18 protein-coding genes are annotated in these 21,511 nt (G+C 66.6%); 5 read left to right on the top strand and 13 right to left on the bottom strand.

Features of this window, described 5'->3' with window-relative positions; genetic code table 11:
* Nucleotides 1–82 precede the first annotated feature (82 nt).
* The 4 genes from QZM15_RS29090 to QZM15_RS29075 all read right to left on the bottom strand — a co-directional run bounded on the left by QZM15_RS29090 (nucleotide 83) and on the right by QZM15_RS29075 (nucleotide 4,663).
* Nucleotides 83–1,408, bottom strand: coding sequence for a sugar ABC transporter substrate-binding protein (locus QZM15_RS29090; protein ID WP_059578487.1), 1,326 nt, complete (start codon nucleotides 1,406–1,408; stop codon nucleotides 83–85).
* Between the two features lie 72 nt (nucleotides 1,409–1,480).
* Nucleotides 1,481–2,845: a D-tagatose-bisphosphate aldolase, class II, non-catalytic subunit gene (locus QZM15_RS29085; protein ID WP_302107769.1), complete on the bottom strand. Its 1,365-nt coding sequence runs from the start codon at nucleotides 2,843–2,845 to the stop codon at nucleotides 1,481–1,483.
* Nucleotides 2,833–3,789, bottom strand: coding sequence for a sugar kinase (locus QZM15_RS29080; RefSeq protein WP_059644887.1), 957 nt, complete (start codon nucleotides 3,787–3,789; stop codon nucleotides 2,833–2,835). Before QZM15_RS29080 ends, QZM15_RS29085 begins: the two co-directional genes overlap by 13 nt.
* Before the next feature lie 97 nt (nucleotides 3,790–3,886).
* A complete protein-coding gene (locus tag QZM15_RS29075; RefSeq protein ID WP_048988957.1) occupies nucleotides 3,887–4,663 on the bottom strand; it encodes an L-iditol 2-dehydrogenase in 777 nt (258 codons plus the stop codon).
* A gap of 328 nt (nucleotides 4,664–4,991) precedes the next feature.
* Here QZM15_RS29075 and QZM15_RS29070 point away from each other — a divergent pair, with 328 nt between their 5' ends.
* Genes QZM15_RS29070 through QZM15_RS29055 form a run of 4 tightly spaced genes read left to right on the top strand, consistent with a single transcriptional unit; the run spans nucleotide 4,992 to nucleotide 8,088 of the window.
* On the top strand, nucleotides 4,992–5,453 hold the full coding sequence (locus tag QZM15_RS29070; RefSeq protein WP_011546084.1) for a Fur family transcriptional regulator: 462 nt from the start codon (nucleotides 4,992–4,994) through the stop codon (nucleotides 5,451–5,453).
* Nucleotides 5,454–5,499: 46 nt separating this feature from the next.
* Nucleotides 5,500–6,411 carry a metal ABC transporter solute-binding protein gene (locus QZM15_RS29065; protein WP_226225603.1) on the top strand — a complete coding sequence of 304 codons (912 nt, stop codon included), beginning with the start codon at nucleotides 5,500–5,502 and terminating at the stop codon, nucleotides 6,409–6,411.
* Nucleotides 6,412–6,428: 17 nt separating this feature from the next.
* A complete protein-coding gene (locus tag QZM15_RS29060) occupies nucleotides 6,429–7,313 on the top strand; it encodes an ABC transporter ATP-binding protein (RefSeq protein ID WP_059644768.1) in 885 nt (294 codons plus the stop codon).
* A complete protein-coding gene (locus tag QZM15_RS29055) occupies nucleotides 7,306–8,088 on the top strand; it encodes a metal ABC transporter permease (protein WP_012329133.1) in 783 nt (260 codons plus the stop codon). Before QZM15_RS29060 ends, QZM15_RS29055 begins: the two co-directional genes overlap by 8 nt.
* A 107-nt stretch (nucleotides 8,089–8,195) precedes the next feature.
* Here the strand turns inward: QZM15_RS29055 and fghA are convergent, their stop codons facing one another.
* The 3 genes from fghA to QZM15_RS29040 form a co-directional block, all read right to left on the bottom strand.
* Complete coding sequence (gene fghA, locus QZM15_RS29050) at nucleotides 8,196–9,044, bottom strand: S-formylglutathione hydrolase (RefSeq protein WP_099316774.1); 849 nt, start codon at nucleotides 9,042–9,044, stop codon at nucleotides 8,196–8,198.
* A 16-nt stretch (nucleotides 9,045–9,060) separates the two neighbouring features.
* Complete coding sequence (locus QZM15_RS29045; protein WP_006483756.1) at nucleotides 9,061–10,167, bottom strand: S-(hydroxymethyl)glutathione dehydrogenase/class III alcohol dehydrogenase; 1,107 nt, start codon at nucleotides 10,165–10,167, stop codon at nucleotides 9,061–9,063.
* 214 nt (nucleotides 10,168–10,381) lie between these two features.
* Entirely contained in the window at nucleotides 10,382–11,833 is a 1,452-nt protein-coding gene (locus QZM15_RS29040) for a xylulokinase (RefSeq protein WP_302107768.1), read from the bottom strand.
* 438 nt (nucleotides 11,834–12,271) lie between these two features.
* Between QZM15_RS29040 and QZM15_RS29035 the strand changes: the two genes are divergently transcribed.
* Nucleotides 12,272–13,645, top strand: coding sequence for a nucleobase:cation symporter-2 family protein (locus tag QZM15_RS29035; RefSeq protein WP_059578514.1), 1,374 nt, complete (start codon nucleotides 12,272–12,274; stop codon nucleotides 13,643–13,645).
* A gap of 120 nt (nucleotides 13,646–13,765) precedes the next feature.
* Here QZM15_RS29035 and QZM15_RS29030 read toward each other — a convergent pair whose 3' ends face one another.
* The 6 genes from QZM15_RS29030 to bpeB all read right to left on the bottom strand — a co-directional run bounded on the left by QZM15_RS29030 (nucleotide 13,766) and on the right by bpeB (nucleotide 21,364).
* Entirely contained in the window at nucleotides 13,766–14,185 is a 420-nt protein-coding gene (locus QZM15_RS29030; protein ID WP_302107767.1) for a hypothetical protein, read from the bottom strand.
* Between the two features lie 57 nt (nucleotides 14,186–14,242).
* Nucleotides 14,243–14,896 (bottom strand): M35 family metallo-endopeptidase, encoded by a 654-nt coding sequence (locus QZM15_RS29025; RefSeq protein ID WP_302107766.1) that lies wholly within the window; start codon nucleotides 14,894–14,896, stop codon nucleotides 14,243–14,245.
* A complete protein-coding gene (locus tag QZM15_RS29020) occupies nucleotides 14,893–15,447 on the bottom strand; it encodes a hypothetical protein (RefSeq protein ID WP_302107765.1) in 555 nt (184 codons plus the stop codon). The genes QZM15_RS29025 and QZM15_RS29020 overlap by 4 nt, the downstream gene beginning before the upstream one ends.
* Complete coding sequence (locus tag QZM15_RS29015) at nucleotides 15,444–16,121, bottom strand: PAAR domain-containing protein (protein WP_302107764.1); 678 nt, start codon at nucleotides 16,119–16,121, stop codon at nucleotides 15,444–15,446. The genes QZM15_RS29020 and QZM15_RS29015 overlap by 4 nt, the downstream gene beginning before the upstream one ends.
* Nucleotides 16,122–16,643: 522 nt before the next feature.
* Nucleotides 16,644–18,164, bottom strand: coding sequence for an efflux transporter outer membrane subunit (locus QZM15_RS29010; protein WP_302107763.1), 1,521 nt, complete (start codon nucleotides 18,162–18,164; stop codon nucleotides 16,644–16,646).
* A complete protein-coding gene (gene bpeB, locus QZM15_RS29005; protein ID WP_059578522.1) occupies nucleotides 18,164–21,364 on the bottom strand; it encodes an efflux RND transporter permease BpeB in 3,201 nt (1,066 codons plus the stop codon). The genes QZM15_RS29010 and bpeB overlap by 1 nt, the downstream gene beginning before the upstream one ends.
* Nucleotides 21,365–21,511: the final 147 nt, after the last annotated feature.

The raw sequence follows: 21,511 nt of genomic DNA, 5'->3' as shown, positions 1-21,511 counted from the left end.
GAACGGCGTGCCCGCCTGTCAGCGTCGCCGGCCCGCGCCGTGTGCCACGGCGCACGATGCGGGCCGCGCGACGGCTTGCGCGTTACTTCTTGTAGCCGGCCTGCCGCACCGCGCGGTCGGCCGCGGCCTGGCCGGCGGCGAGCGCCTGGTCGACCGACATCTGGCCCGCGACCGCACCCGCGATCGACTGGCCGACTACCGTGCCGAACGACTGGAATTCAGGAATCCCGACGTACTGCACGCCCGTGTACGGCACCTTCTTCAGCGACGGGTCGTTCGGGTCGGCCGTCTCGATCGCCTTCAGCACGAAGTCCGAGAACGGCGCGGCGGCCTTGTACTCCGCGCGCTGATACGTCGACGTACGCGTGCCCGGCGGCACCGACGCCCAGCCTTCGTCCTTGCCGACCATCTCGATGTACTGCTTCGACGTCGCCCACGCGATGAACTTGCGCGCGGCGTCCTGCTGCTTCGACGTCTTCGGCACGGCCAGCGCCCACGCCCACAGCCAGTGCGAGCCCTTCGGCGTGGCGGCGACCGGCGCGGCCGCGAAGCCGATCTTGTCGGCCACCTGCGACTGCTGCTTGTTGTAGAGCATCCCGGCCGCGACCGTCGCGTCGATCCACATCGCGCACTTGCCGGACGCGGTCAGCGTCAGGTTCTCGTTGAAGCCGTTCGAGCTCGCGCCCGGCGGGCCGTTCTTCTTCAGCAGGTTCACGTAGAAATTGATCGCCTTCTTCCACTCGGGCGACGTGAGCTGCGCGTTCCAGTTCTCGTCGAACCAGCGCCCGCCGAACGTGTTCACGACCGTCGACACGTACGCCATGTTCTCGCCCCAGCCGGCCTTGCCGCGCAGGCAGATCCCGTAGGTGCCCTTCGACTTGTCGGTCAGCTTGTCCGCGAATTCGGCGATCTGGTCGTAGGTCGGCTGGTCGGGCATCTTCAGCCCCTTCGCCGCGAACAGGTCCTTGCGGTAGAACGTCATCGAGCTTTCGACGTAGAACGGCAGCGCGTAGAGCTGGCCGTTGTACGACAGGCTGTCGCGCGCGGTCTTGACGATGTCGTTCAGGTCGTAGTCGGCGGGCAGGCCCGTGATCGGCGCGAGCCAGCCGCGCTTGCCCCACTGCGGCGTTTCATAGGTGCCGATCGCCATCACGTCGAACTGGCCGCTGCCGGTCGTGATGTCGGTCGTCGCGCGCTGGCGCAGCACGTTCTCCTCGAGGATCACCCAGTTCAGCTTGATGTCCGGGTTCGCCTTCTCGAACGCCGGCGACAGCTTCTTCAACTCGATCATGTCGGGGTTGTTCAGCGTCGCGATCGTCAGCGTGCCGGCGGACGCCGCGCACGCCGCCGTCGCGAGCGCGGCAGAGGCGAAACAGCGTGCGGCGGCGTCGAGCATCTTTCGTTGCATGGCATGTCTCCTGTGATTGTTCGAAATGTGGTCGGTCTTGCGTCGGTGTTGCGTCGTTTCCTTCGCGGCCCGTCATGCCGGCCGCTGCATCCCGCACGCGCGCGCATAGTGCGCGATCACGTCGCGTATCCGGTGGCGCACCCAAGCGCGCGGCTCCTTCGCGAGGCCGCCCGCGCGGCACGCCGCGTAGACGTCCGGCAGCCATTGCGCGACGAGCGTTTCCGGCACCGGCTGCCGCGCGAGGTTGCCGAACAGCTGCTCGACCGCGGCCGCGACGGCCGGCTGCAGCCAGTAATAGCGGATGCGGTCGCTGTAGCTGAACTGGCGCGCGAGCCGCTGCGCGGTCTCGTCGCCGCGGTAGTACGGCGCCCAGTATTCGGGCTGCGCGCGCATCGCCGCATCGACGACGTCGCGCAACCGCGAGCGCTGCGCGACGTCGTCGATCAGCGCGTCCTCGATGAACGTCAGCGCGAACAGCGCCTCGCGCAGCGCGAACGTCAGCGCGGGGCCGACCTTCAGCACCGCGAAGTGATCGCGCACGAGCGCGGCGAGCGCGTCTTCGGTCTGATAATCGGTCGAATGCGCTTCGAACACGAGGCGCGGTGTCTGCAGGATACTCGCGCCGAGCGTCGCCGCCTTGGCGCTGTCGTAATCGAGCACGTGGCGGTCGTCGAAATCGACGCCCGGCTGCGCGACGATCGCGACGACGCGCGTCCATGCGTCGTCGAGCCCGGCCGCCGAGAACGCGTGGCGGTGCGCGTCGAGCGTCGCCGCGATGCTGTCGCTGCGCGTGACCGCGATCCGCGCGATCGCGTCGTCGCCGGCGTCGTTACCGGCCTCGCCGCTCACCTCGCCGCCCGGCGTCGGCACCTCGGTGCCGATCACGTAGACGGGCGCGATTCCGGCGCGCGCCGCCGCGTCTTCCGCGACGCGGCACAGCTCGGCCGCGCGCGCGGCGATCGTGCGATCGTCGAGCCGCGCCGGATCGTCCGCGCACGCCATGCTCGCGTCGAGATGGATCTTTTCGAAACCGGCTTCGACGTAGGCCGCGACCATCGCAGCGGCCTCGCGCATCGCATCGGCCGCGCGGCGGTGCCGCCACGGGTTCGGGCCGAGATGGTCGCCGCCGAGCACGAGCGCCGACGGCGCGAGCCCGCAGCGCGCGGCGATCGCATCGACGTCGCGGCGAAAATCCGCCGGCGTCATGCCCGTATAACCGCCGAGATGGTTCACCTGATTGCAGGTCGCCTCGATCAGCAGCGGCGAGCCGTCGGCGCGCGCGGCTTCGCACGCGGCCTCCAGCACGAGCCGGTGCGCGCTGCAGATCGAATAGATGCCGCGCTGCGCGTCCGCGCGGTTCGCGTCGAAGATCATCCGCAGCACGGTGCCTGCATGCGCGGTGCGCGTGCGCTCGGCAACGGTCGTCAGGCCGGACATGCGATACCTCGTTCGGTCAGGAAGCGGTCGATCTCGGCCGCGCTGCTGTTGCCTTCCATCGGGCCGCGCCGCGTGACCGCGATCGCGCCGGCCGCGTTCGCGCGACGCAACGCGACGTCGATCGCCATGCCCGCGACGAGGCTCGCGACCAGCGTGCCGCCGAAGCAGTCGCCGGCGCCGGTCGGATCGGCTTCGTCGACCGGATAAGCCTGCGCGTCGACGCGGCTCGCACGATCGAATGCGACGCTGCCTTGCGCACCGCGTTTGAGCACGACACGCTCGAGCAGCGGATGCGTCGCGAGCAGTCCCGCGATCGCGCGCTCGGCCGGCTGCGGCCCGCAGAAGAACGGCAGGTCGGCTTCGCTCGGCAGGAACAGGTGGCACGCGGCGAGCATCTCGTCGAGGGCCGCGCGCATCGGGCGGAAACTCAGCATTTCGGGCCGCACGTTCGGATCGAACGACACCTTGGCTCCCGCGCGCGCGGCCTCGATCACGCCGCGCTGCACGGCCGCGATCGCCGATTCGCTCGTCAGCGACGAGCCCATCACGTGAAAATAGCGACAGCCGTCGAACATCGCGGTGTCGACGTCGGACGCATCGACGCATGCCGCGGCACTGGTCGACAGCGTGAAGACGAAACTGCGCGAGCCGTCGTCGCGATACGCGACGAACGCGGTGCCGGTCGGCCGTGCGACGCGGCGAATGCGCGCGACGTCCACGCCGTCGCGGGCGAGCCGCGCGACGATCGCATCGCCGAACGCGTCTCGGCCGACGCAGCCCGCATATGCGACGCGCGCGCCGAGCCGCGCGGCCTGGTCGGCGAAGATCGCCGGCGCGCCGCTCGGGAACGGGCCGGCGAAGAGTCCCGGCACATCGAAGCCCTGGCCGCGCTCGGCGGCGACGAATTCCGCCAGCAGTTCGCCGGCAACGACGATCTCGGCCATCAGGCGAGCCCTCCTCGTTCGACGGCGGCCGCGGCGTGCGGCGCTGCCGCCGCGTAGCGGGCCGGCTCGCGAACGGCGCGTGCGAGCGGCGGCATTTTCAGCTCATCCAGTTGCCGCCGTCGACGTTCAACGTCTGGGCGGTGATGTAGTCGGCGTCGGCCGACGCGAGGAACAGCGCGGCGCCCGTCAGGTCGCCCGGCACGCCCATGCGGCCGAGCGGCACGGCTTCGCCCACGAGCCGCTTCTTCTCGCCGAGCGGCCGGTTCTCGTAGCGCGCGAACAACGCATCGACCTGTTCCCACATCGGCGTGTCGACCACGCCCGGCGCGATGCCGTTCACGTTGATCCGGTGCGGCGCGAGCGCGAGCGCGGCCGACTGCGTATAGCTGATCACCGCGGCCTTGGTCGCGCAGTAGTGCGAAACGAGCGCCTCGCCGCGACGGCCGGCCTGCGACGACATGTTGACGATCTTGCCGCCGCGCCCCTGCTCGACCATCCGTTGCGCGACCGCCTGCATCAGGAAGAACAGCCCTTTCACGTTGACCGAGAACAGCCGGTCGAACACGTCCCACGATTCGTCGAGGAGCGGGCGCATGTCGAACAGCGCCGCGTTGTTGAACAGGATGTCGACGCCGCCGAAGCGCTCGACCGCCGTCGCGACGATCCGCTCGATGTCGTCGCGGCGCGTGACGTCGGCGGTGACGGCCACCGCGCGGCCGGGGTTGGCCTCGATCAGCCGCGCGAGCGAGCCGCCCGCCGGCTTCACGTCGACGAGCACGCAGCGCGCGCCCTCGTCCAGATAGCGTTGCGCGACCGCCTCGCCGATGCCGCTTGCGGCGCCCGTCAGGATCGCGACCTTGTCTTCCAGTCTCACTGGCTGTCTCCGGTTCGTTCTGTTGCATGCCGGTCGCGAAGTGAGCGAACGCTCGGTGACCGATCAATTGCTCTGTTAGTGATCGAATGATCGGATACGCGATACGCGCTGTCAAGACGACGTGACGGCTTTCTATGACGCGCTGCGGCACGGCGGCGCACGACGACGCCTCGCCGCGCCCGCACGGCAAGGCGCGGCGCGCACGGTGCGACGCAGTGGCATCGGCGGCGACGGGGACGGAGCGAGGACGGAAAACGGAATTCGCGCTGCACGGTGCGGCGATACGTTATATCATCGCGATACTGTGTTTCATCGCCTGCTTCACGCCATGGCTACCTCATCGTCCATTGACGCCCGGCTGTCCCGGGCCGACGCATTCGCCGCCGAGCACGGGCTCGCGTGGACGCCGCTGCGCCGCCAGGTCTACGAACGCGTGCTGGCCGCGCAGCGCCCGATCGGCGCGTACGACCTGCTCGCCGAACTCGAACCGCAACGCGGCCGCGTGCCGCCGACCACCGTCTACCGCGCGCTGGATTTCCTCGTCGAGCACGGCTTCATCCACCGGATCGAATCGAAGAACGCGTTCTTCGCGTGCTGCGAGATCGGCGTGCCGCACGAAGGCCAGTTCCTGATCTGCGATTCGTGCGGCGACACCGTCGAGATTCCCGGCGGCGACCTCGCGAAGCAGTTGTCCGCGAGCGAGCCCGCGCATGGGTTCGAAGTCCACCATCAGGTCGTCGAGCTGAGCGGCCTGTGCGGGCACTGCAAGCGCAAGCCCGCGCAGCGCTGACGCCGAATCGCGCGGCGTACGCGCCGCCCTTCCAACGAGGAGTTCCATGTCCATTGCCCTGAAGCGCGCGCCGCGGCGCGCCCTGTCGCCTGTCCGCTGGCTGGCCGCCGCCGTCGCCGCGCTGTCGTTCGCCGCGCCCGTGGTCGCGCAGGCCGCGCCCGTCAACGTCGTCGCCGCGGAGAATTTCTACGGCGACGTCGCGTCGCAGATCGGCGGCCGCCACGTCGCGGTCACCAGCATCCTCAGCAATCCGGATCAGGATCCGCACCTGTTCGAAGCGAGCCCGAAGACGGCTCGCGCGCTCCAGCACGCGCAGGTCGTGATCTACAACGGCGCCGATTACGATCCGTGGATGGGCAAGCTGCTCGGCGCGTCGAAACAGGCGAAGCGCGCGACGATCGTCGTCGCCGATCTCGTCGGCAAGAAGGCCGGCGACAACCCGCACCTCTGGTACGACCCGGCGACGATGCCGGCGGCCGCACGCGCGATCGCGGCCGAGCTCGGCCGCGCCGACCCGGCGAACAAGGCCGAGTACGACGCGAACCTGCAGAAGTTCGTCGCGTCGCTGAAACCCGTCGACGACAAGGTCGCCGCACTGCGCGCGAAGTACAAGGGCGCGCCCGTGACGGCCACCGAGCCCGTATTCGGCTATATGTCCGACGCGATCGGCCTCGACATGCGCAACCAGCGCTTCCAGCTCGCGACGATGAACGACACCGAAGCGAGCGCGCAGGACGTCGCCGCGTTCGAGAACGACCTGCGCAAGAAGCAGGTACGCGCGCTGATCTACAACAGCCAGGCCGAGGAACCGATGACCAAACGCATGCTGAAGATCGCGCGCGACGGCGGCGTGCCGACCGTCAGCGTCACCGAGACGCAGCCGGCCGGCAAGACCTTCCAGCAATGGATGACCAGCCAGCTCGACGCGCTCGGCAACGCGCTTTCGGCCGGCAAGTAACCGACAACCGTCACGACATGACCGCCACTCCCCACGCCCTCGCAGTCGATCGCGTCACGCTCGAACTGGGGGGCCGCACGATCCTGCGCGACGTCAGCTTCTCGATCGAGCCCGGCGAATTCGTCGGCGTGCTCGGGCCGAACGGCGCGGGCAAGACGACGCTGATGCGCGCGGTGCTCGGCCTCGTCCCCGTGTCGGCCGGCACGCTGTCGGTCGGCGGCGTGCCGGTCGCGCGCGGCAACGCGTCGATCGGCTACATGCCGCAGATCAGGAGCGGCCTCGCGAACCGCCGGATGCGCGGCTACGATTTCGTCGCGATGGCCGCCGACGGCCACCGCTGGGGCCTGCCGCACACGAACGCGGCCACGCGCCGCGACGTCGATCGCGTGCTCGATCTCGTCGGCGGCCCGTCGCTCGCGCGCCGGCCGCTGTCCGAACTGTCCGGCGGCGAACGGCAGCGCCTGCTGCTCGCGCAATGCCTGCTCGGCAACCCCAAGCTGCTGCTGCTCGACGAGCCGCTGATCAGCCTCGACCCGAACCATCAGCGCGGCGTCGTCGAACTCGTGCGCAACGTGCAGCGCGAGCTCGGCATCACCGTGCTGTTCTCCGCGCACGAACTGAATCCGCTGCTGAACGCGCTCGACCGCGTGCTGTATCTCGGCAACGGCGTGGCCGCGCTCGGCACCGTCGACGAGGTGATCACGAAGCCCGTGCTGTCGCGGCTCTATGGATCGCCGATCGACGTGATGCGCGTAAACGGCAAGATCTTCGTGATGTCGGGCGACGTCGAGATCGAGAAGCACGATCACGAACACGAGGACGACGACGGCCACTCGCACGGCGGCGGCCACGGCCATCACCACCACGGACACGCTCATCCCGGGCATTCGCACGATGTTTGAATACGACTTCATGATCAACGCCTTCGCGGCGTCGGGAATCGTCGCGGTGCTCGCGGGCATCGTCGGCTACTTCCTGGTGCTGCGCGGGCAGACCTTCGCGGGCCACGCGCTGTCGCACGTCGGCTTCACCGGCGCGACGGGCGCGGTGCTGCTCGGCATCTCGCCGATCTGGGGGATGGTCGGCTTCACGCTCGCGGCCGGGATCGGGATGGGCGCGCTCGGCGAAAGGCTCGCGGGCCGCGACGTCGCGATCGGCGTGATCCTGTCCGGCGCGCTCGGCTTCGGCCTGCTGTTCCTGCATTTCTATACGTCGTTCGCGACGCAGGTCACCGCGCTGCTGTTCGGCAACGTGCTCGCGGTCAGCCACGACACGCTCGCGGTGCTTGCCGGCATCGGCGCGGTGAGCCTCGCCGCGCTCGCGCTGATCGCGCGGCCGCTGCTGTTCGCATCGCTGCAGCCGGAACTGGCCGAAGCCAAGGGCGTGTCGCTGCGCACGGTGTCGATGCTGTTCCTGGCGGTGTGCGCGCTCGCGGTGGCCGCGGCGACGCAGATCGTCGGCGTGCTGCTCGTGTTCACGCTGCTGGTCGGGCCGGCCGCGGCCGCGCAGAACGTGTCGACGCGGCTGTCGACGGGCGTGCTGCTCGCCGCGCTGTTCGCGCTGTTCGAAGCGTGGGCCGGCATCGTGCTCGCGTATCACACCGATTGGCCGACGAGCTTCTGGATCACCGCGCTGTCGGCGCTCGTGTACGGCGCGAGCCTATTGCGACGCAATTGATCGGCGCGGCGGTCGCCGCCCGATGCCAATCAAAACGCCGGCGTGCCCGAGGGCAGCGCCGGCGTTTTTTCATGCGCACCGGATGCGTTACCTGCTTGCGCAGCTACTCACCGCGCAAGTACACGCGCATGATGCGCGAGGTGATCGGCGATGAACGTCGAGATGAAGTAGTAGCCGTGGTCGTAGCCCGGATGGCGGCGCAGCGTCAGCGGTTGGCCGGCCTTCGCGCATGCGGCTTCGAATACGTCGGGGTTCAACTGGTTCGCGAGGAACTGATCGGCGAGCCCCTGATCGACGAGGATGCCGTCGGCGAACTTCGGCGCATCGGCGCGCGCGACGAGCTCGCTCGCGTCGTGCGCCTTCCACGCTTCCCGATCGGCACCGAGATAACCGGAGAACGCCTTCTCGCCCCACGGGCATCGCGTCGGCGCGGCGATCGGCGCGAACGCCGACACCGACCGGTACAGGCCCGGATGACGCAACGCGAGCGTCAGCGCTCCGTGGCCGCCCATCGAGTGCCCGAAGATGCCGAGCCGCGCGCCGTCGATCGGCAGCTCGGCCGTGACGAGCTCGCGCAGCTCACCCGTCACGTACGACTCCATCCGGTAATGTGTCGACCACGGCGCTTCGGTCGCGTCGACGTAGAAACCCGCGCCGACGCCGAAATCCCACGCATCCGTCTCGCCCGGCACGCCCGCGCCGCGCGGGCTCGTATCGGGCATCACGAGCGCGATCCCGTGCTGCGCCGCGTATTGCTGCGCGCCGGCCTTGATCGCGAACGTCTCGTCGGTGCACGTGAGCCCCGCGAGATAGAACAGCGCCGGCACGCGCTGTTGCGCGGCCTGCGGCGGCAGGTACACCGAGAACTTCATCGGCAGGCCGATGGCCGCCGAATCGTGACGGTAGAAACGCTGCTCGCCGCCGTGGCACGCATGCGAGGAAACGAGTTCGAGCATGGCGGTGCGCCCCCGGTCAGTACAGCACGACCGAGCGGATCGACTCGCCGGCCTTCATCAGGTCGAAGCCTTCGTTGATCCGCTCGAGCGGCAGCGTGTGCGTGATCAGGTCGTCGATGTTGATCTTGCCTTCCATGTACCAGTCGACGATCTTCGGCACGTCGGTGCGCCCGCGCGCGCCGCCGAACGCCGAGCCCTTCCATTCACGGCCCGTGACGAGCTGGAACGGACGCGTGCTGATTTCCTCGCCCGCTGCCGCCACGCCGATGATGAACGACTGGCCCCAGCCCTTGTGCGTGCACTCGAGCGCCTGGCGCATCAGCTTCACGTTGCCGACGCATTCGAACGAATAGTCGGCGCCGCCGTCGGTCAATTGCACGATGTGGTCGACGACGTTCTCGACTTCGTTCGGGTTGATGAAGTGCGTCATCCCGAACTTCTTCGCGAGCTCGACGCGCTTCGGATTGATGTCGACGCCGATGATCTTGTCCGCGCCGACCATCTTCGCGCCCTGGATCACGTTCAGGCCGATCCCGCCGAGGCCGAACACGACCACGTTCGCGCCGGCCTCGACCTTCGCCGAGTACACGACCGCGCCCACGCCCGTCGTCACGCCGCAGCCGATGTAGCAGATCTTGTCGAACGGCGCGTCCTCGCGCACCTTGGCCACCGCGATTTCCGGCACGACGATGTAGTTCGAGAACGTCGACGTACCCATGTAGTGGAACAGCGGCTTGCCGTCGAGCGAGAAGCGCGACGTCGCGTCGGGCATCAGGCCCTTGCCCTGCGTCGCGCGGATCTTCTGGCACAGGTTGGTCTTGCGCGACAGGCAGAACTTGCACTCGCGGCATTCGGGCGTGTAGAGCGGAATCACGTGGTCGCCCTTGCGTACGGTGCCGACGCCGGGGCCGACGTCGACCACCACGCCCGCGCCTTCATGGCCGAGGATCGCCGGGAAGATCCCTTCCGGATCGGCGCCCGACAGCGTGTAGTAGTCGGTGTGGCAGATGCCCGTCGCCTTCACTTCGATCAGCACTTCGCCGGCGCGCGGCCCTTCGAGATCGACTTCCTCGATCGTCAGCGGCGCACCCGCCTTCCATGCAATCGCGGCTTTCGTTTTCATCGTGTCACTCCTGTGTGTCGGTGAGATCGGCCCGGGCCGGCGTGTCGGTGCCGGCCCGGGACTCATGCAAAGCGGTCGAAGCCGTGCCGCGCGGCACGGCGCAAGAATCTCGTGCTCGCCATGATGGCCGCTCCCGGCGCGCATCGCGTGCGGGAAACGGCCACCGGCTTGCCAGGATGCGTCATCGCTGACGCAAAAGAACAAGTGTCCGAGTTTAAACGCCCGTCGTGAACCATGCATCCGTGCGGGCGTACAGATCGACGAAGCGCGCGTAACGTGCGGCCAGCGGGCGGTCGTCTTGCGGTGCGGCGACGGGCGACGCCGTCGGCGCCAGCGCGTGCAACGCCTCTTCACGCCAATGCCCGATCGCGACGCCCGCGAGCAGTGCGGCGCCCCGCGTCGCGGCGTTCGGGCAATCGATCGCGTGCAGCGACGCGCCGAGCGCGTCGGCGAGCAACTGGCGCCAGCGCGGATCGACCGAGCCGCCGCCCGCGAGGCGCAGCGTCGCCACCGCGTCGCCGGGGTCGGCGTCGCGGATCGCATCGAGCCCCGCGCGCAACGCGAACGCGACGCCTTCGAACGCGGCGCGCATCATCGCGCCGCGCGTGTCGCCGAGCCCGAGGCCGAGCCAGCCGCCGCGCGCATCGGGGTTCATCCACGGCGAACGCTCACCGCTCAGGTACGGCAGGAAGCACAGCCGCTCGGACGCCGGCTGCGCGAACGCATCGTCGTACGCATCGGCCCATCGCGCATAGCCGAGCCAACCGCGCACGGCTTCGAGCGCGAGCCCGACGTTCTGCATCGCCGCCATCGTGTAATAGCCGCCGCCGGCCGCCGCACGATAGCGATGCAGTCCGCGTCGCGCGGGCGGCAGCGTATCCGCGAGCACGACGATCTGGCCGCCGCTGCCGGTCGTCAGCAGCGCGTCGCCTGCCGCGGCCAGCCCGCTGCCGAGCGCCGCGCAGGCGGTGTCGGCCGCGCCTGTCGCGAGCGGCACGCCAGCCGGCAGGCCGAGCGCGGCGGCGGCCTGCGCGCCGAGCACGCCGCAGCGCGCGGTGGACGCACGCACCGGCGCAAAGCGGTCGCCCGGCAGGCCGAGCGCCTCGATCAATGCGCTGTCCCACGCGCCGTCGGGCGTCGCGAGCGCCGTTGCGCACGCGTCGCTCGGATCGGCCGCGACGTCGCCGCCGAGCACGATGCGCAGCCAGTCCTTCGGCTGCACGGCCCAGCGTGCGGCGCGCAGCGCGTCGGGTTCGTGCGTGGCGAGCCAACGCAACAGCGGGCCTGCCATGCCGGGCGCGACGGGATTCGGAGCGACGGGCATTCCGGCGGCGTGCCAGTCGGCCGCGTCGGCCTCGCGCACCGCGCGTGTGTCCGGCCACAGCAGCGCAGGCCGCACCGGCTCGCCGGCCGCGTCGATCAGCACGACGCCATGCATCTGGCCCGAAAAGCCGATCGCCGCGACCTGCGCGCGCTCGTCGGCCGGCAGCCGCGCGGCGGCGCGCACGAGCGCCTGCCACCACGTGGCGGGCGCGATTTCCGCCCAGCCGGGCTGCGGCGACGACAACCCGTAAGGTTCGCTCGCGACGGCCCGCTCGACGCCGTCGGCATCGAGCGTGACGAGTTTGACGGAGCCGGTGCCGAGGTCGATTCCGAGCAGGCGCATGACGTGAAGGGAGATTCGGATGAACGGATGTCGATGATAACGGGATCGCGATGCGCGCTCCGGTTTTTGCCGCCGCGCCGACACATCGAACGTGCTGCCGGCCGGGAGATTGACGAGGCCGCACCTTGCACGCAAAAGCGGCCGCTCGCGGGTTAACCCGGCACGTTTTCCGTACGCCCTTTTTTGCCACTATGCGGCCCGCGCGATACACACCATAAAGCACCCCATATTTGACAGGGGGGCCGGCGCTATTTTGAAGCGCTATAAAACCGGTACGCGTCACCCCCGCGGCAGTTTCCCGATGATCGCCCCCCCGTTCCATACCGACATGGCATATCGAACCAGCAAAGAACGGAATAGAACCCAGTGCTCTTGTTGCATGGATTCATTCCGAATAACTTCGTATCACCCCGAAAACAAGATCATGGAGTGAGACAGATGCAATCGAACACGGTCCATCCGTGCGATGAGGTGCTGCCGACCGGCAAGCTGGTAACGCTTGGCCTGCAGCACGTCCTCGTCATGTACGCCGGCGCCGTCGCCGTGCCGCTCATCGTCGGCGCGGCGCTCAAGCTGCCGAAAGACCAGATCGCGTTCCTGATCAGCGCCGATCTGTTTTCGTGCGGCATCGCCACGCTGATCCAGACGCTGGGCCTGTGGATCTTCGGGATCCGCCTGCCCGTCATCATGGGCTGCACGTTCGCGGCCGTCGGCCCGATGATCGCGATCGGCACGAACCCCGGCCTCGGCATTCTCGACATCTTCGGCTCGACCATCGCGGCCGGCATCATCGGCATCGTGCTCGCGCCGATGATCGGCAAGCTGCTGCGGTTCTTCCCGCCGGTGGTGGTCGGCACGGTGATCGCCGTGATCGGGCTGTCGCTGATGGAAGTCGGCATCAACTGGGCGGCCGGCGGCGTCGGCAACCCCGAGTACGGCAGCCCCGTCTATCTCGGCCTGTCGCTGCTCGTGCTCACGCTGATCCTGCTGATCAACAAGTACGGCCGCGGCTTCATCGCGAACATCTCGGTGCTGCTCGGCATCGTCGCCGGCTTCGTGATCGCATTCGCGCTCGGCCGCGTGAACACCGACGGCGTGGCGCACGCGCCGTGGGTCGGCTTCGTGATGCCGTTCCACTTCGGCCTGCCGCACTTCGACCCGCTGTCGATCGTGACGATGGTCACGGTGATGTTCGTCACGTTCATCGAATCGACCGGGATGTTCCTCGCGGTCGGCGACATGGTCGATCGCCCGGTCAACCAGGAGCGCCTCGTGCGCGGCCTGCGCGTCGACGGCCTCGGCACGCTGATCGGCGGCATCTTCAATTCGTTCCCGCATACGTCGTTCTCGCAGAACGTCGGCCTGATCGGCGTGACGGGCGTGAAGAGCCGTTTCGTGTGTGCGACGGGCGGCGTGATCCTCGTGCTGCTCGGCCTGTTTCCGAAGATGGCGCAGGTCGTCGCGTCGGTGCCGCCGTTCGTGCTCGGCGGCGCAGGCATCGTGATGTTCGGGATGGTCGCGGCGAATGGCATCAAGGTGCTGTCGAAGGTCGACTTCGTGAACCACTCGCACAACCTGTTCATCGTCGCCGTGAGCGTCGGCATGGGCCTCGTGCCGGTCGTGTCGCCGCACTTCTTCTCGAAGCTGCCGCCCGCGCTTGCACCGATCCTGCACAGCGGCATCCTGCTCGCATCGGCCACGGCCGTGATCCTGAACATCGTGTTCAACGGCGTGAAGGGCGAAAAGGAGGCGAAGTGCGAGATCCGTCGCGCGGGGCATGATTTCGACGGGCGGCCTGTCGATCTGCACTGACGAACACCAGGCATGCGTCGGCTCGTGACGGGCCGGCGCTTACTGCATGGTGCGTAAGAGGCTGCTTGACATCGTCGAAATGGCAGCACTGCCACTGCGCGGCAGATCGCGGCCAATACCTCATTTCACTTGGCAAGGGCATTCATGCGGGCAACCGGGAAGGAAGTCGATTTCTACTCGTCGGCCATTATCCGGCACGCCGTTCAGATGATGCGACTTATAAAGCCTGGCATCGACGTCGACAGGGGCTCGACCGAGCCCCAATGTGACTAGAAGCCTCTTGACACTTTCCGCGCGTTGTTGAGCCAGCACGCGCGGCTGCCTTTCGTCAGCGTCGGCAAGGCCACCGACGGACGTACGATCAAGATTGGGATATTTGAGTTGAACGTCTATCGCCCAGTTCGCCAGCTTTATGAGCTCGTCGCCGGATACTTTGGCAGAATCTCGTTCAAACGAAACATCAAGCGTATGAACCGGGGAGCAGGCGAATGTTCCGGCCGAGAAAAACGCCAACGCAATACATGCCGGTCCTTTCATCATATCGATCTTCCGTCGGACTCGATCAGATTCAACACGGATTGCCGCGCCACGCCGCCTCTAGTCTTCATAGATAATATACCCGGCAATGCTATCCGCATTATTGATTGCGAGATCGGGGCGCGTCCGCGCCAATACCAAGCACTCGCGCATGAAATATTGATGATCCTGAGCGCCGAAAGTGTCGGCAAAATGAGTGCACTCATGAATCAGCGTCGATAACATCGAGTCCTTCGCGCTGGATATGGGACGCATCCCACAAAAATTCTCATGGATACAGATAGTATGGGTAGCTGTGTCAGGACCGCAAACATGAGCGACGGCACCATCAGGGTCCTTGTTATTCGGCGTACAACCAAGATACCGATCAAGTTCCTCTGAGTGACGAACAAAGTTTCCAGGCTTGAGATCGCGCATCACCCGACTTACTTGTGCGAGTCCGACTGTCAGACGTTGCCGAATCGCTTCATCGCTTGAGCCAAACCACGTTGCGACGCGTTGACGTTCGACCGCCCCCCACCTGCGCAAGTCTACGAGCCGTACGTCGACCATTCGTACGGCTCTGTCGCGTAACGTTAGAACCATACGGCGAAATTCCGCATCGGTCATGTTTGGACAGATGGGCGGCCCGTTCGATATCAATGCTTCGATTACCGAACCTTCTTTCAGGTCTGTCATCGCCTCCGCAATTGCTACGCGATCGCCATCACTCATTCTTCTTCCCCGCTGACTTCCAGTTTTACCGACTCGGGCTTCAGCGTGACCACTCGCATGGTATGGCCGTGCGCATCGGTAGTCCCTGATGCCAGCACGTCACCACGGCAATTTGTAATCCAATACCGAACGCCTGCAACAGGTTGCCTGGACTTCTTGTTGCGAATGACGAACTGCTGATCATGGACCGCAGTGCGTCCTCTTGCAGGAGCGACGCCTAAGTCATTCTTCCCTGTCAACCGCGCCACCTCTTCCGCGGCAAAGGTCATCTTCATGCCGCGCTCGGCGTAGAAAACAGGTGGCGGATTGCAATCGCAGACGTTGATATCACCACTCAACGCCCACGGCTTGCCGTTTGGTCCAGTGCCGGGCCAACGTGGCCCCTCCGGGGCGACAAACCCTTCCTGCTTGCATGCCGTGCAGTACGTCTTCATGTAGAGCGTTGCGATATGCACGCGCGGCGGCGGATTGGAACAGGTGACGCCATCCAATCCTTCCGTAATCGTGGCGCTGCCGCCCCGGTCACCTTTGGCAAGGAAATAACGGATCATGAATTCTCGCCTCGATGCGCAACAGTTGGACGCCTCACAACGGCGAAGGCGTCAGCCAATACCAAGCCATCACGCTCAGGGCTATCGGTAATGACGTCGCCGTTATCCAGTTCGCTACCGACGAAAGCCAGCGGCTGGAAGTCTCCGTTATCCACCCGCCCAAGGCCGCTTACGATTCGCGCAGTCGAGCCGTCTGCGTAGTGAATCTGATTACCTACGACACCAGCCCTGCCAAGCCGGACACCGGTCTCCCACGTGCCGGTGACTTCGCGCAACGCACCGCCTCGCGCGGTCGTGGCTCTTCGTACAGCCAATCGGTAGCGCGGCGACGCGGGCGGCGGCACATAATCCTTGTTAAACAATCCCTGGGCCGTTTCGCCAGTCGGTACATGAATTCCCCACAACCGCTGAAGCGTTTCGACGATACGATCGCCGTTGCTCAACCGGCTACCCACCAGCGCAAACGGCTTGTCGCTGCAAATCGCATATTCGCCTGCGCCATCCATAATGACGGCCTCGCTGCCATCCTCGTAAGTGACGACATCGCCAACACGGGCAACGACAAGCCCGGCAACTGCCAGGCCGCTGGTAGCAGTGGTTACCCGCCCACCGCGCTCGGTGAGCGCCCCGATGGTGGCAAAAAGATGAGTCGGTGCAGCGGGCTCGCGCTTCATCCGGATTTCCTTTCTCGACAATGGGTGAGGAATGCTCCATACAAAATTTGCACGGACGAGAAAGAAGAAGCAATCAGACGAATTCGAATTTCGTATAGCTAATTGTTATAAGCACCGTTCAACAATAATGAACCTGCAGCCGCTCGCTTCGATCGAGCGATGGGCCTGAATTGGAGAATCGAGGGGGAGATTCGACTGTCGGTGGGCGACAGGCTACCGAAGAGGGATGATCATCGCTTGGTCGAAACGAGAAGCTGAACGGTTAGCCGGTACGCGTCGTGCTCGACGGCGCCGGCCCGTGGATTTCACGCCCGCTGCCGAAGTACACACGTGTTCCGCCTGGATCACTGCAGCGTTCCCACGCAAGGTTACCGCGCACTCGAGGACCAACAATCATGGGCTGGCCCTACGTTGTCTCCGTTGCGTTTCGTATCATTCGCAACGGCCAACGTGCTACAGAACTAACACCCGAATCGTCCTGCCTGCGTGCGAAGCGACCGCACGCAGGCAGGATAACCACAGTTACCCGTTCGCCGCTGCCGACGCAGGCGCCGGCGCGGCCGCCTTGTCGTAGTCGACCGGTGCATCCGGCGCGCGCGGCGCTTCGCCGGCACGCTGGATCCACCCGCCGCCGAGTGCGCGGTACAGGTCGACCAGGTTCGTCCAGCGGGCCAGACGCGCGCTGATCAGCGACTGCTGCGCCGAGTACAGATCCGTCTGCGCGGTCAGCACCGACAGGTAGCTGTCGACGCCGTTCTTGTAACGCAGGTCCGACAGGTCGAAGCGCCGCTGCTGCGCGTGCTCGTTGCGCTCGAGCGCCGCGATCTGCTGGTCGTACGTGCCGCGTGCGGCGAGGCCGTCCGCCACTTCGCGGAACGCCGACTGGATCGCCTTCTCGTAGTTGGCGATCTCGATGCGCTTCTGCACGTTCGCGAGATTCAGGTTCGCGATGTTCTGCCCGCCCTCGAAGATCGGCATCGTGATCTGCGGCGCGAACGACCATGCGGCCGTGCCGGCCTTGAACAGACCGCCGAGCGTCGGGCTGCCGGTGCCGAACGCGCCCGTCAGCGAGATGCGCGGGAAGAATGCCGCGCGCGCCGCGCCGATGTTCGCGTTGGCAGCCAGCAGCGTCTGCTCGGCCTGCATCACGTCCGGACGACGCGTGAGCAGATCCGACGGAAGGCCTGCCGGCACGTCCGTCAGCAGATTCTGCGCGTCGAGCGGCATGCCGGCCGGCAGGTCGTCCGGCAGCGGCTCGCCGATCAGCAGCACCAGCGCGTTCAGCGCCTGCGCACGCGCTCGCGCCTGCGCCTGCTGGTTCGCGAGCGCCGTCTCGACCACGGTCTGCGCCTGACGCAGCTCGAGCTCGGAGCCCGTGCCGTTGTCGAACTGCAGCTTCGTCAGGTCGTACGATGCCTGCGCGGTCTTCAGCGTGTTCTCGGTGACCTTCAGCAGGTCGTCGGTCGACAGCAGCGTCAGGTACTGGTCGGCCACCTGCGACACCAGCGAGATTTCCGACGCCTGCCGGGCATACGACGTCGACAGGTACTGCGCGAGCGCCTGGTCCTTCAGGCTCTGCACGCGGCCGAACAGGTCGAGCTCCCACGACGCCGAGAGCCCGACGTTGTAGGCGCGCGAGATGTACGGCGCACCGGTCTGCGACAGGCCCTGCGGCACGCGCTGGATGCTGCCCGTGCCCGTGCCGTCGAGCGTCGGGAACAGCCCCGCGCGCGTGATCTGGTACTGCGCGCGCGCCACCTCGATGTTCAGCACCGACACGCGCAGGTCGCGGTTGTTGTTCAGCGCGATCTCGATCAGCCGCTGCAGGCGCGGATCGACGAAGAACTCGCGCCAGCCGATGGCGGTCGCAGCTTGCCCGTTCGCGCTGCGCGCGCCGGCCGCGCCCGGCTGCGTCGCGTAGACGCCGCCGGCCGGGTACGCCTGCGCGACGGGCGCGTCGGGCCGCTTGTAATGCGGCGCCATCGTGCAGCCCGTGGCAAGGAGCGCGACTGCGATTGCAGTCAAAGCGTGTTTTTGCATCATCACTGTCCCTTGTTGCCTTCGTCGCCGTTGCCCGGCTTCTCTTCGTGGTGCGAGTGCTCCTGAGCCAGGCGCAGCGCCTCGTCGACGTCTTCCTTCTCGCCGCTGAAGATCGCACGGATCTTCACGAAGAACATCGGGATCATGAAGATCGCGAGGAACGTCGCCGTGATCATCCCGCCGATCACGCCCGTGCCGATCGCGTGCTGGCTCGCCGAACCCGCGCCGTTGCTGATCGCGAGCGGCAGCACGCCGAGAATGAACGCGAGCGACGTCATCAGGATCGGACGCAGCCGCAGGCGCGCCGCTTCCAGCGCCGCCTCGATCGGCCCCATCTTCTCCGACTGCTGCAGTTCGCGCGCGAACTCGACGATCAGGATCGCGTTCTTCGCGGACAAGCCCACGGTCGTCAGCAGGCCGACCTGGAAGAACACGTCGTTCTCGAGGCCGCGCATCGTGGCCGCGAGCAGCGCACCGATCACGCCGAGCGGCACGACCATGATCACCGAGAACGGGATCGACCAGCTTTCATACAGCGCCGCGAGACACAGGAACACGACGAGGATCGAGATCGCATACAGAATCGGCGCCTGCGAACCGGACTGGATTTCCTGGAACGACAGGCCCGTCCACGAATAGCCGATACCGACCGGCAGCTTCTTCGCGATCGTTTCCATCGCGGCCATCGCCTGACCGGTCGACTTGCCCGGTGCGGCCTGCCCCTGGATTTCCATCGCCGACACGCCGTTGTAGCGCTCGAGCTTCGGCGAACCGTACGTCCAGTGACCGGTCGCGAACGCGCTGAACGGCACCATCCCGCCCGACCCGTTGCGCACGTACCAGATGTTCATGTCTTCCGGCGTCATCCGGAACGGCGCGTCTGCCTGCACGTACACCTTCTTGATCCGGCCGTCGGTGTCGAGGAAGTTGTTCACGTACTTCGACGCCCACGCGATCGAGAACGTCTGGTCGATCGCATCCGCGGTCACGCCCAGCGCATTCGCCTTCTCGCGGTCGATGTCGACCTTGTACTGCGGCGTGTCGTTCAGGCCGTTCGGACGGACACCCTGCAGCGTCGGATCCTTCGACGCCATCCCGAGCAACTGGTTACGCGCGGCCATCAGCGCATCGTGGCCAAGACCGGCGTTGTCCGTCAGCTCGAAGTCGAAACCGGCAGCGGTACCGAGCTCCGGAATCGACGGCGGGTTGAACGGAATCACGAGCGCGTCCTTGTAGCCCGCGTAACGCCCGAACATCCGGCCGATCAGCGCCTGCACCTTCTGGTTCGCATGCTGACGCTGCGCGTAATCCTTCAGGCGGACGAACACGAGGCCCGAGTTCTGGCCGCGGCCCGCGAAGCTGAAGCCGTTGACCGTGAACGCCGATTCGACGATTTCCTTCTCGTCCTTCAGCAGGTAGTCGGAAATGTTCGCGAGCGTCTTCGCGGTCGTTTCCTGCGTGGAGCCGGACGGCGTCTGCACGATCACGAACATCAGGCCCTGGTCCTCATCGGGCAGGAACGACTTCGGCAGGCGCACGAACAGCAGGCCGACCGCGACGATCACGACCAGATAGATGATGAGCCAGCGGCCCGAGCGCTTGATCACGTGGTGCACGCCGACGTGGTACTTGTCGCGGCTGTTGTTGAACGTGCGGTTGAACCAGCCGAAGAAGCCCTTCTTCTCTTCGTGATGCCCTTGCGGGATCGGCTTGAGGATCGTCGCGCACAGCGCCGGCGTCAGAATCAACGCAACCAGCACCGACAGCACCATCGCCGACACGATCGTCAGCGAGAACTGACGATAGATCGCGCCGACCGAGCCACCCGAGAACGCCACCGGCACGAACACCGCCGACAGCACGAGCGCCACGCCGACGAGTGCGCCGGTGATCTGCCCCATCGCCTTGCGGGTCGCCTCCTTCGGCGACAATCCTTCTTCCGCCATCACGCGCTCGACGTTCTCGACCACCACGATCGCGTCGTCGACCAGCAGGCCGATCGCGAGCACGAGGCCGAACATCGACAGCGTGTTGATCGAGAAGCCGACCATCGACATGATCGCGAACGTGCCGAGCAGCACGACCGGCACCGCGATCGTCGGGATGATCGTCGCCCGCAGGTTCTGCAGGAACAGATACATCACAAGGAACACGAGCACGATACCTTCGAGCAGCGTCTTGACCACTTCCTCGATCGACAGCTTCACGAACGGCGTCGTGTCGTACGGATACTTCACGACGAGGCCGTGCGGGAAGAACGGTGCGAGCTCGTCGATCTTCGCGCGCACGGCCTTCGCGGTCGCGAGGGCGTTCGCGTTGGTCGCGAGCTGGATACCGAGTGCCGCGGTCGGCTGACCGTTGTACTTCGTGTCGAAGTTGTAGTTTTCGCCGCCGAGGCCGATCTGCGCGACGTCCTTCAGGCGAACCTGCGAGCCGTCCTGGTTGACCTTCAGCAGGATGTTGCCGAACTGCTCGGGCGTCTGCAGCAGCGTCGATTCGGTGATCGTCGCCTGCAGCACGGTGCCCGGCTTCGCCGGCGTGCCGCCGATCTGGCCGCCCGCGATCTGCACGTTCTGCGCGGTGATCGCCGAGCTCACGTCGACCGGCGTGAGGCCGTAGTTGGTCAGGCGGTTCGGGTCGAGCCAGATCCGCATCGCGTACTGCGAGCCGAACAGCGTGACGGTACCGACGCCGTTCAACCGGCTGATCGGATCCTTCACGTGCGACGCCACGAAGTTCGCGAGGTCGTACTTGTTCATGCTGCCGTCTTCGGAGTTGAAGGCGAGCACCAGCAGGAAGCTGCTGCTCGACTTCGTGACCGACAGACCGAGCTGCTGCACGACCTGCGGCAGAACCGGCGTCGCGAGCGACAGCTTGTTCTGCACCTGAACCTGCGCGATGTCGGCGTTGGTGCCCGGCGCGAAGGTCAGCGTGATCGTTGCGTTGCCCGAGTCGTCACTCGTCGACGACATGTACAGGAAGTTGTCGAGACCGCTCATCTGCTGCTCGATCACCTGCGTCACCGTGTCTTCCACCGTCTTCGCGGAAGCGCCCGGGTAGTTCGCGGTAATCTGGATCGATGGCGGCGCGATCGTCGGATACTGCGAGATCGGCAGCGTGAAGATCGCCGCAACCCCGGCCAGCATCAGGATGATGGCGATCACCCACGCGAAGATCGGGCGATCGATAAAAAACTTTGCCATGAAACAGGCTCCCTGTTATTGCGCGCTCGAAGCAGCGGCAGCACTCGCCGGCGCGGCGCCCGATGCGGCGGCACCGGAAGCGGCGGCGGCGCCGGACCCGGCAGCGGCCGGCGCGGCGGGGGCAGCGGCGCCCGAGGCGGCATCGGC

The sequence above is a fragment of the Burkholderia sp. AU44665 genome, from assembly GCF_030504405.1.
GTDB classification, from domain to species: domain Bacteria; phylum Pseudomonadota; class Gammaproteobacteria; order Burkholderiales; family Burkholderiaceae; genus Burkholderia; species Burkholderia semiarida.
The sequence above is the reverse complement of the archived record's forward strand: the minus strand, read 5'-3'. Positions and strand labels throughout refer to the sequence as shown.

What these genes read in the sequence shown, in the direction of transcription:
- QZM15_RS29090 (WP_059578487.1), bottom strand. Translation starts at nt 1,408, where the DNA reads ATGCAACGAAAGATGCTCGACGCCGCCGCACGCTGTTTCGCCTCTGCC.
- QZM15_RS29085 (WP_302107769.1), bottom strand. Translation starts at nt 2,845, where the DNA reads ATGTCCGGCCTGACGACCGTTGCCGAGCGCACGCGCACCGCGCATGCA.
- QZM15_RS29080 (WP_059644887.1), bottom strand. Translation starts at nt 3,789, where the DNA reads ATGGCCGAGATCGTCGTTGCCGGCGAACTGCTGGCGGAATTCGTCGCC.
- QZM15_RS29070 (WP_011546084.1), top strand. Translation starts at nt 4,992, where the DNA reads ATGGCTACCTCATCGTCCATTGACGCCCGGCTGTCCCGGGCCGACGCA.
- QZM15_RS29065 (WP_226225603.1), top strand. Translation starts at nt 5,500, where the DNA reads ATGTCCATTGCCCTGAAGCGCGCGCCGCGGCGCGCCCTGTCGCCTGTC.
- QZM15_RS29060 (WP_059644768.1), top strand. Translation starts at nt 6,429, where the DNA reads ATGACCGCCACTCCCCACGCCCTCGCAGTCGATCGCGTCACGCTCGAA.
- QZM15_RS29055 (WP_012329133.1), top strand. Translation starts at nt 7,306, where the DNA reads ATGTTTGAATACGACTTCATGATCAACGCCTTCGCGGCGTCGGGAATC.
- fghA (WP_099316774.1), bottom strand. Translation starts at nt 9,044, where the DNA reads ATGCTCGAACTCGTTTCCTCGCATGCGTGCCACGGCGGCGAGCAGCGT.
- QZM15_RS29045 (WP_006483756.1), bottom strand. Translation starts at nt 10,167, where the DNA reads ATGAAAACGAAAGCCGCGATTGCATGGAAGGCGGGTGCGCCGCTGACG.
- QZM15_RS29040 (WP_302107768.1), bottom strand. Translation starts at nt 11,833, where the DNA reads ATGCGCCTGCTCGGAATCGACCTCGGCACCGGCTCCGTCAAACTCGTC.
- QZM15_RS29035 (WP_059578514.1), top strand. Translation starts at nt 12,272, where the DNA reads ATGCAATCGAACACGGTCCATCCGTGCGATGAGGTGCTGCCGACCGGC.
- QZM15_RS29030 (WP_302107767.1), bottom strand. Translation starts at nt 14,185, where the DNA reads ATGATGAAAGGACCGGCATGTATTGCGTTGGCGTTTTTCTCGGCCGGA.
- QZM15_RS29025 (WP_302107766.1), bottom strand. Translation starts at nt 14,896, where the DNA reads ATGAGTGATGGCGATCGCGTAGCAATTGCGGAGGCGATGACAGACCTG.
- QZM15_RS29020 (WP_302107765.1), bottom strand. Translation starts at nt 15,447, where the DNA reads ATGATCCGTTATTTCCTTGCCAAAGGTGACCGGGGCGGCAGCGCCACG.
- QZM15_RS29015 (WP_302107764.1), bottom strand. Translation starts at nt 16,121, where the DNA reads ATGAAGCGCGAGCCCGCTGCACCGACTCATCTTTTTGCCACCATCGGG.
- QZM15_RS29010 (WP_302107763.1), bottom strand. Translation starts at nt 18,164, where the DNA reads ATGATGCAAAAACACGCTTTGACTGCAATCGCAGTCGCGCTCCTTGCC.
- bpeB (WP_059578522.1), bottom strand. Translation starts at nt 21,364, where the DNA reads ATGGCAAAGTTTTTTATCGATCGCCCGATCTTCGCGTGGGTGATCGCC.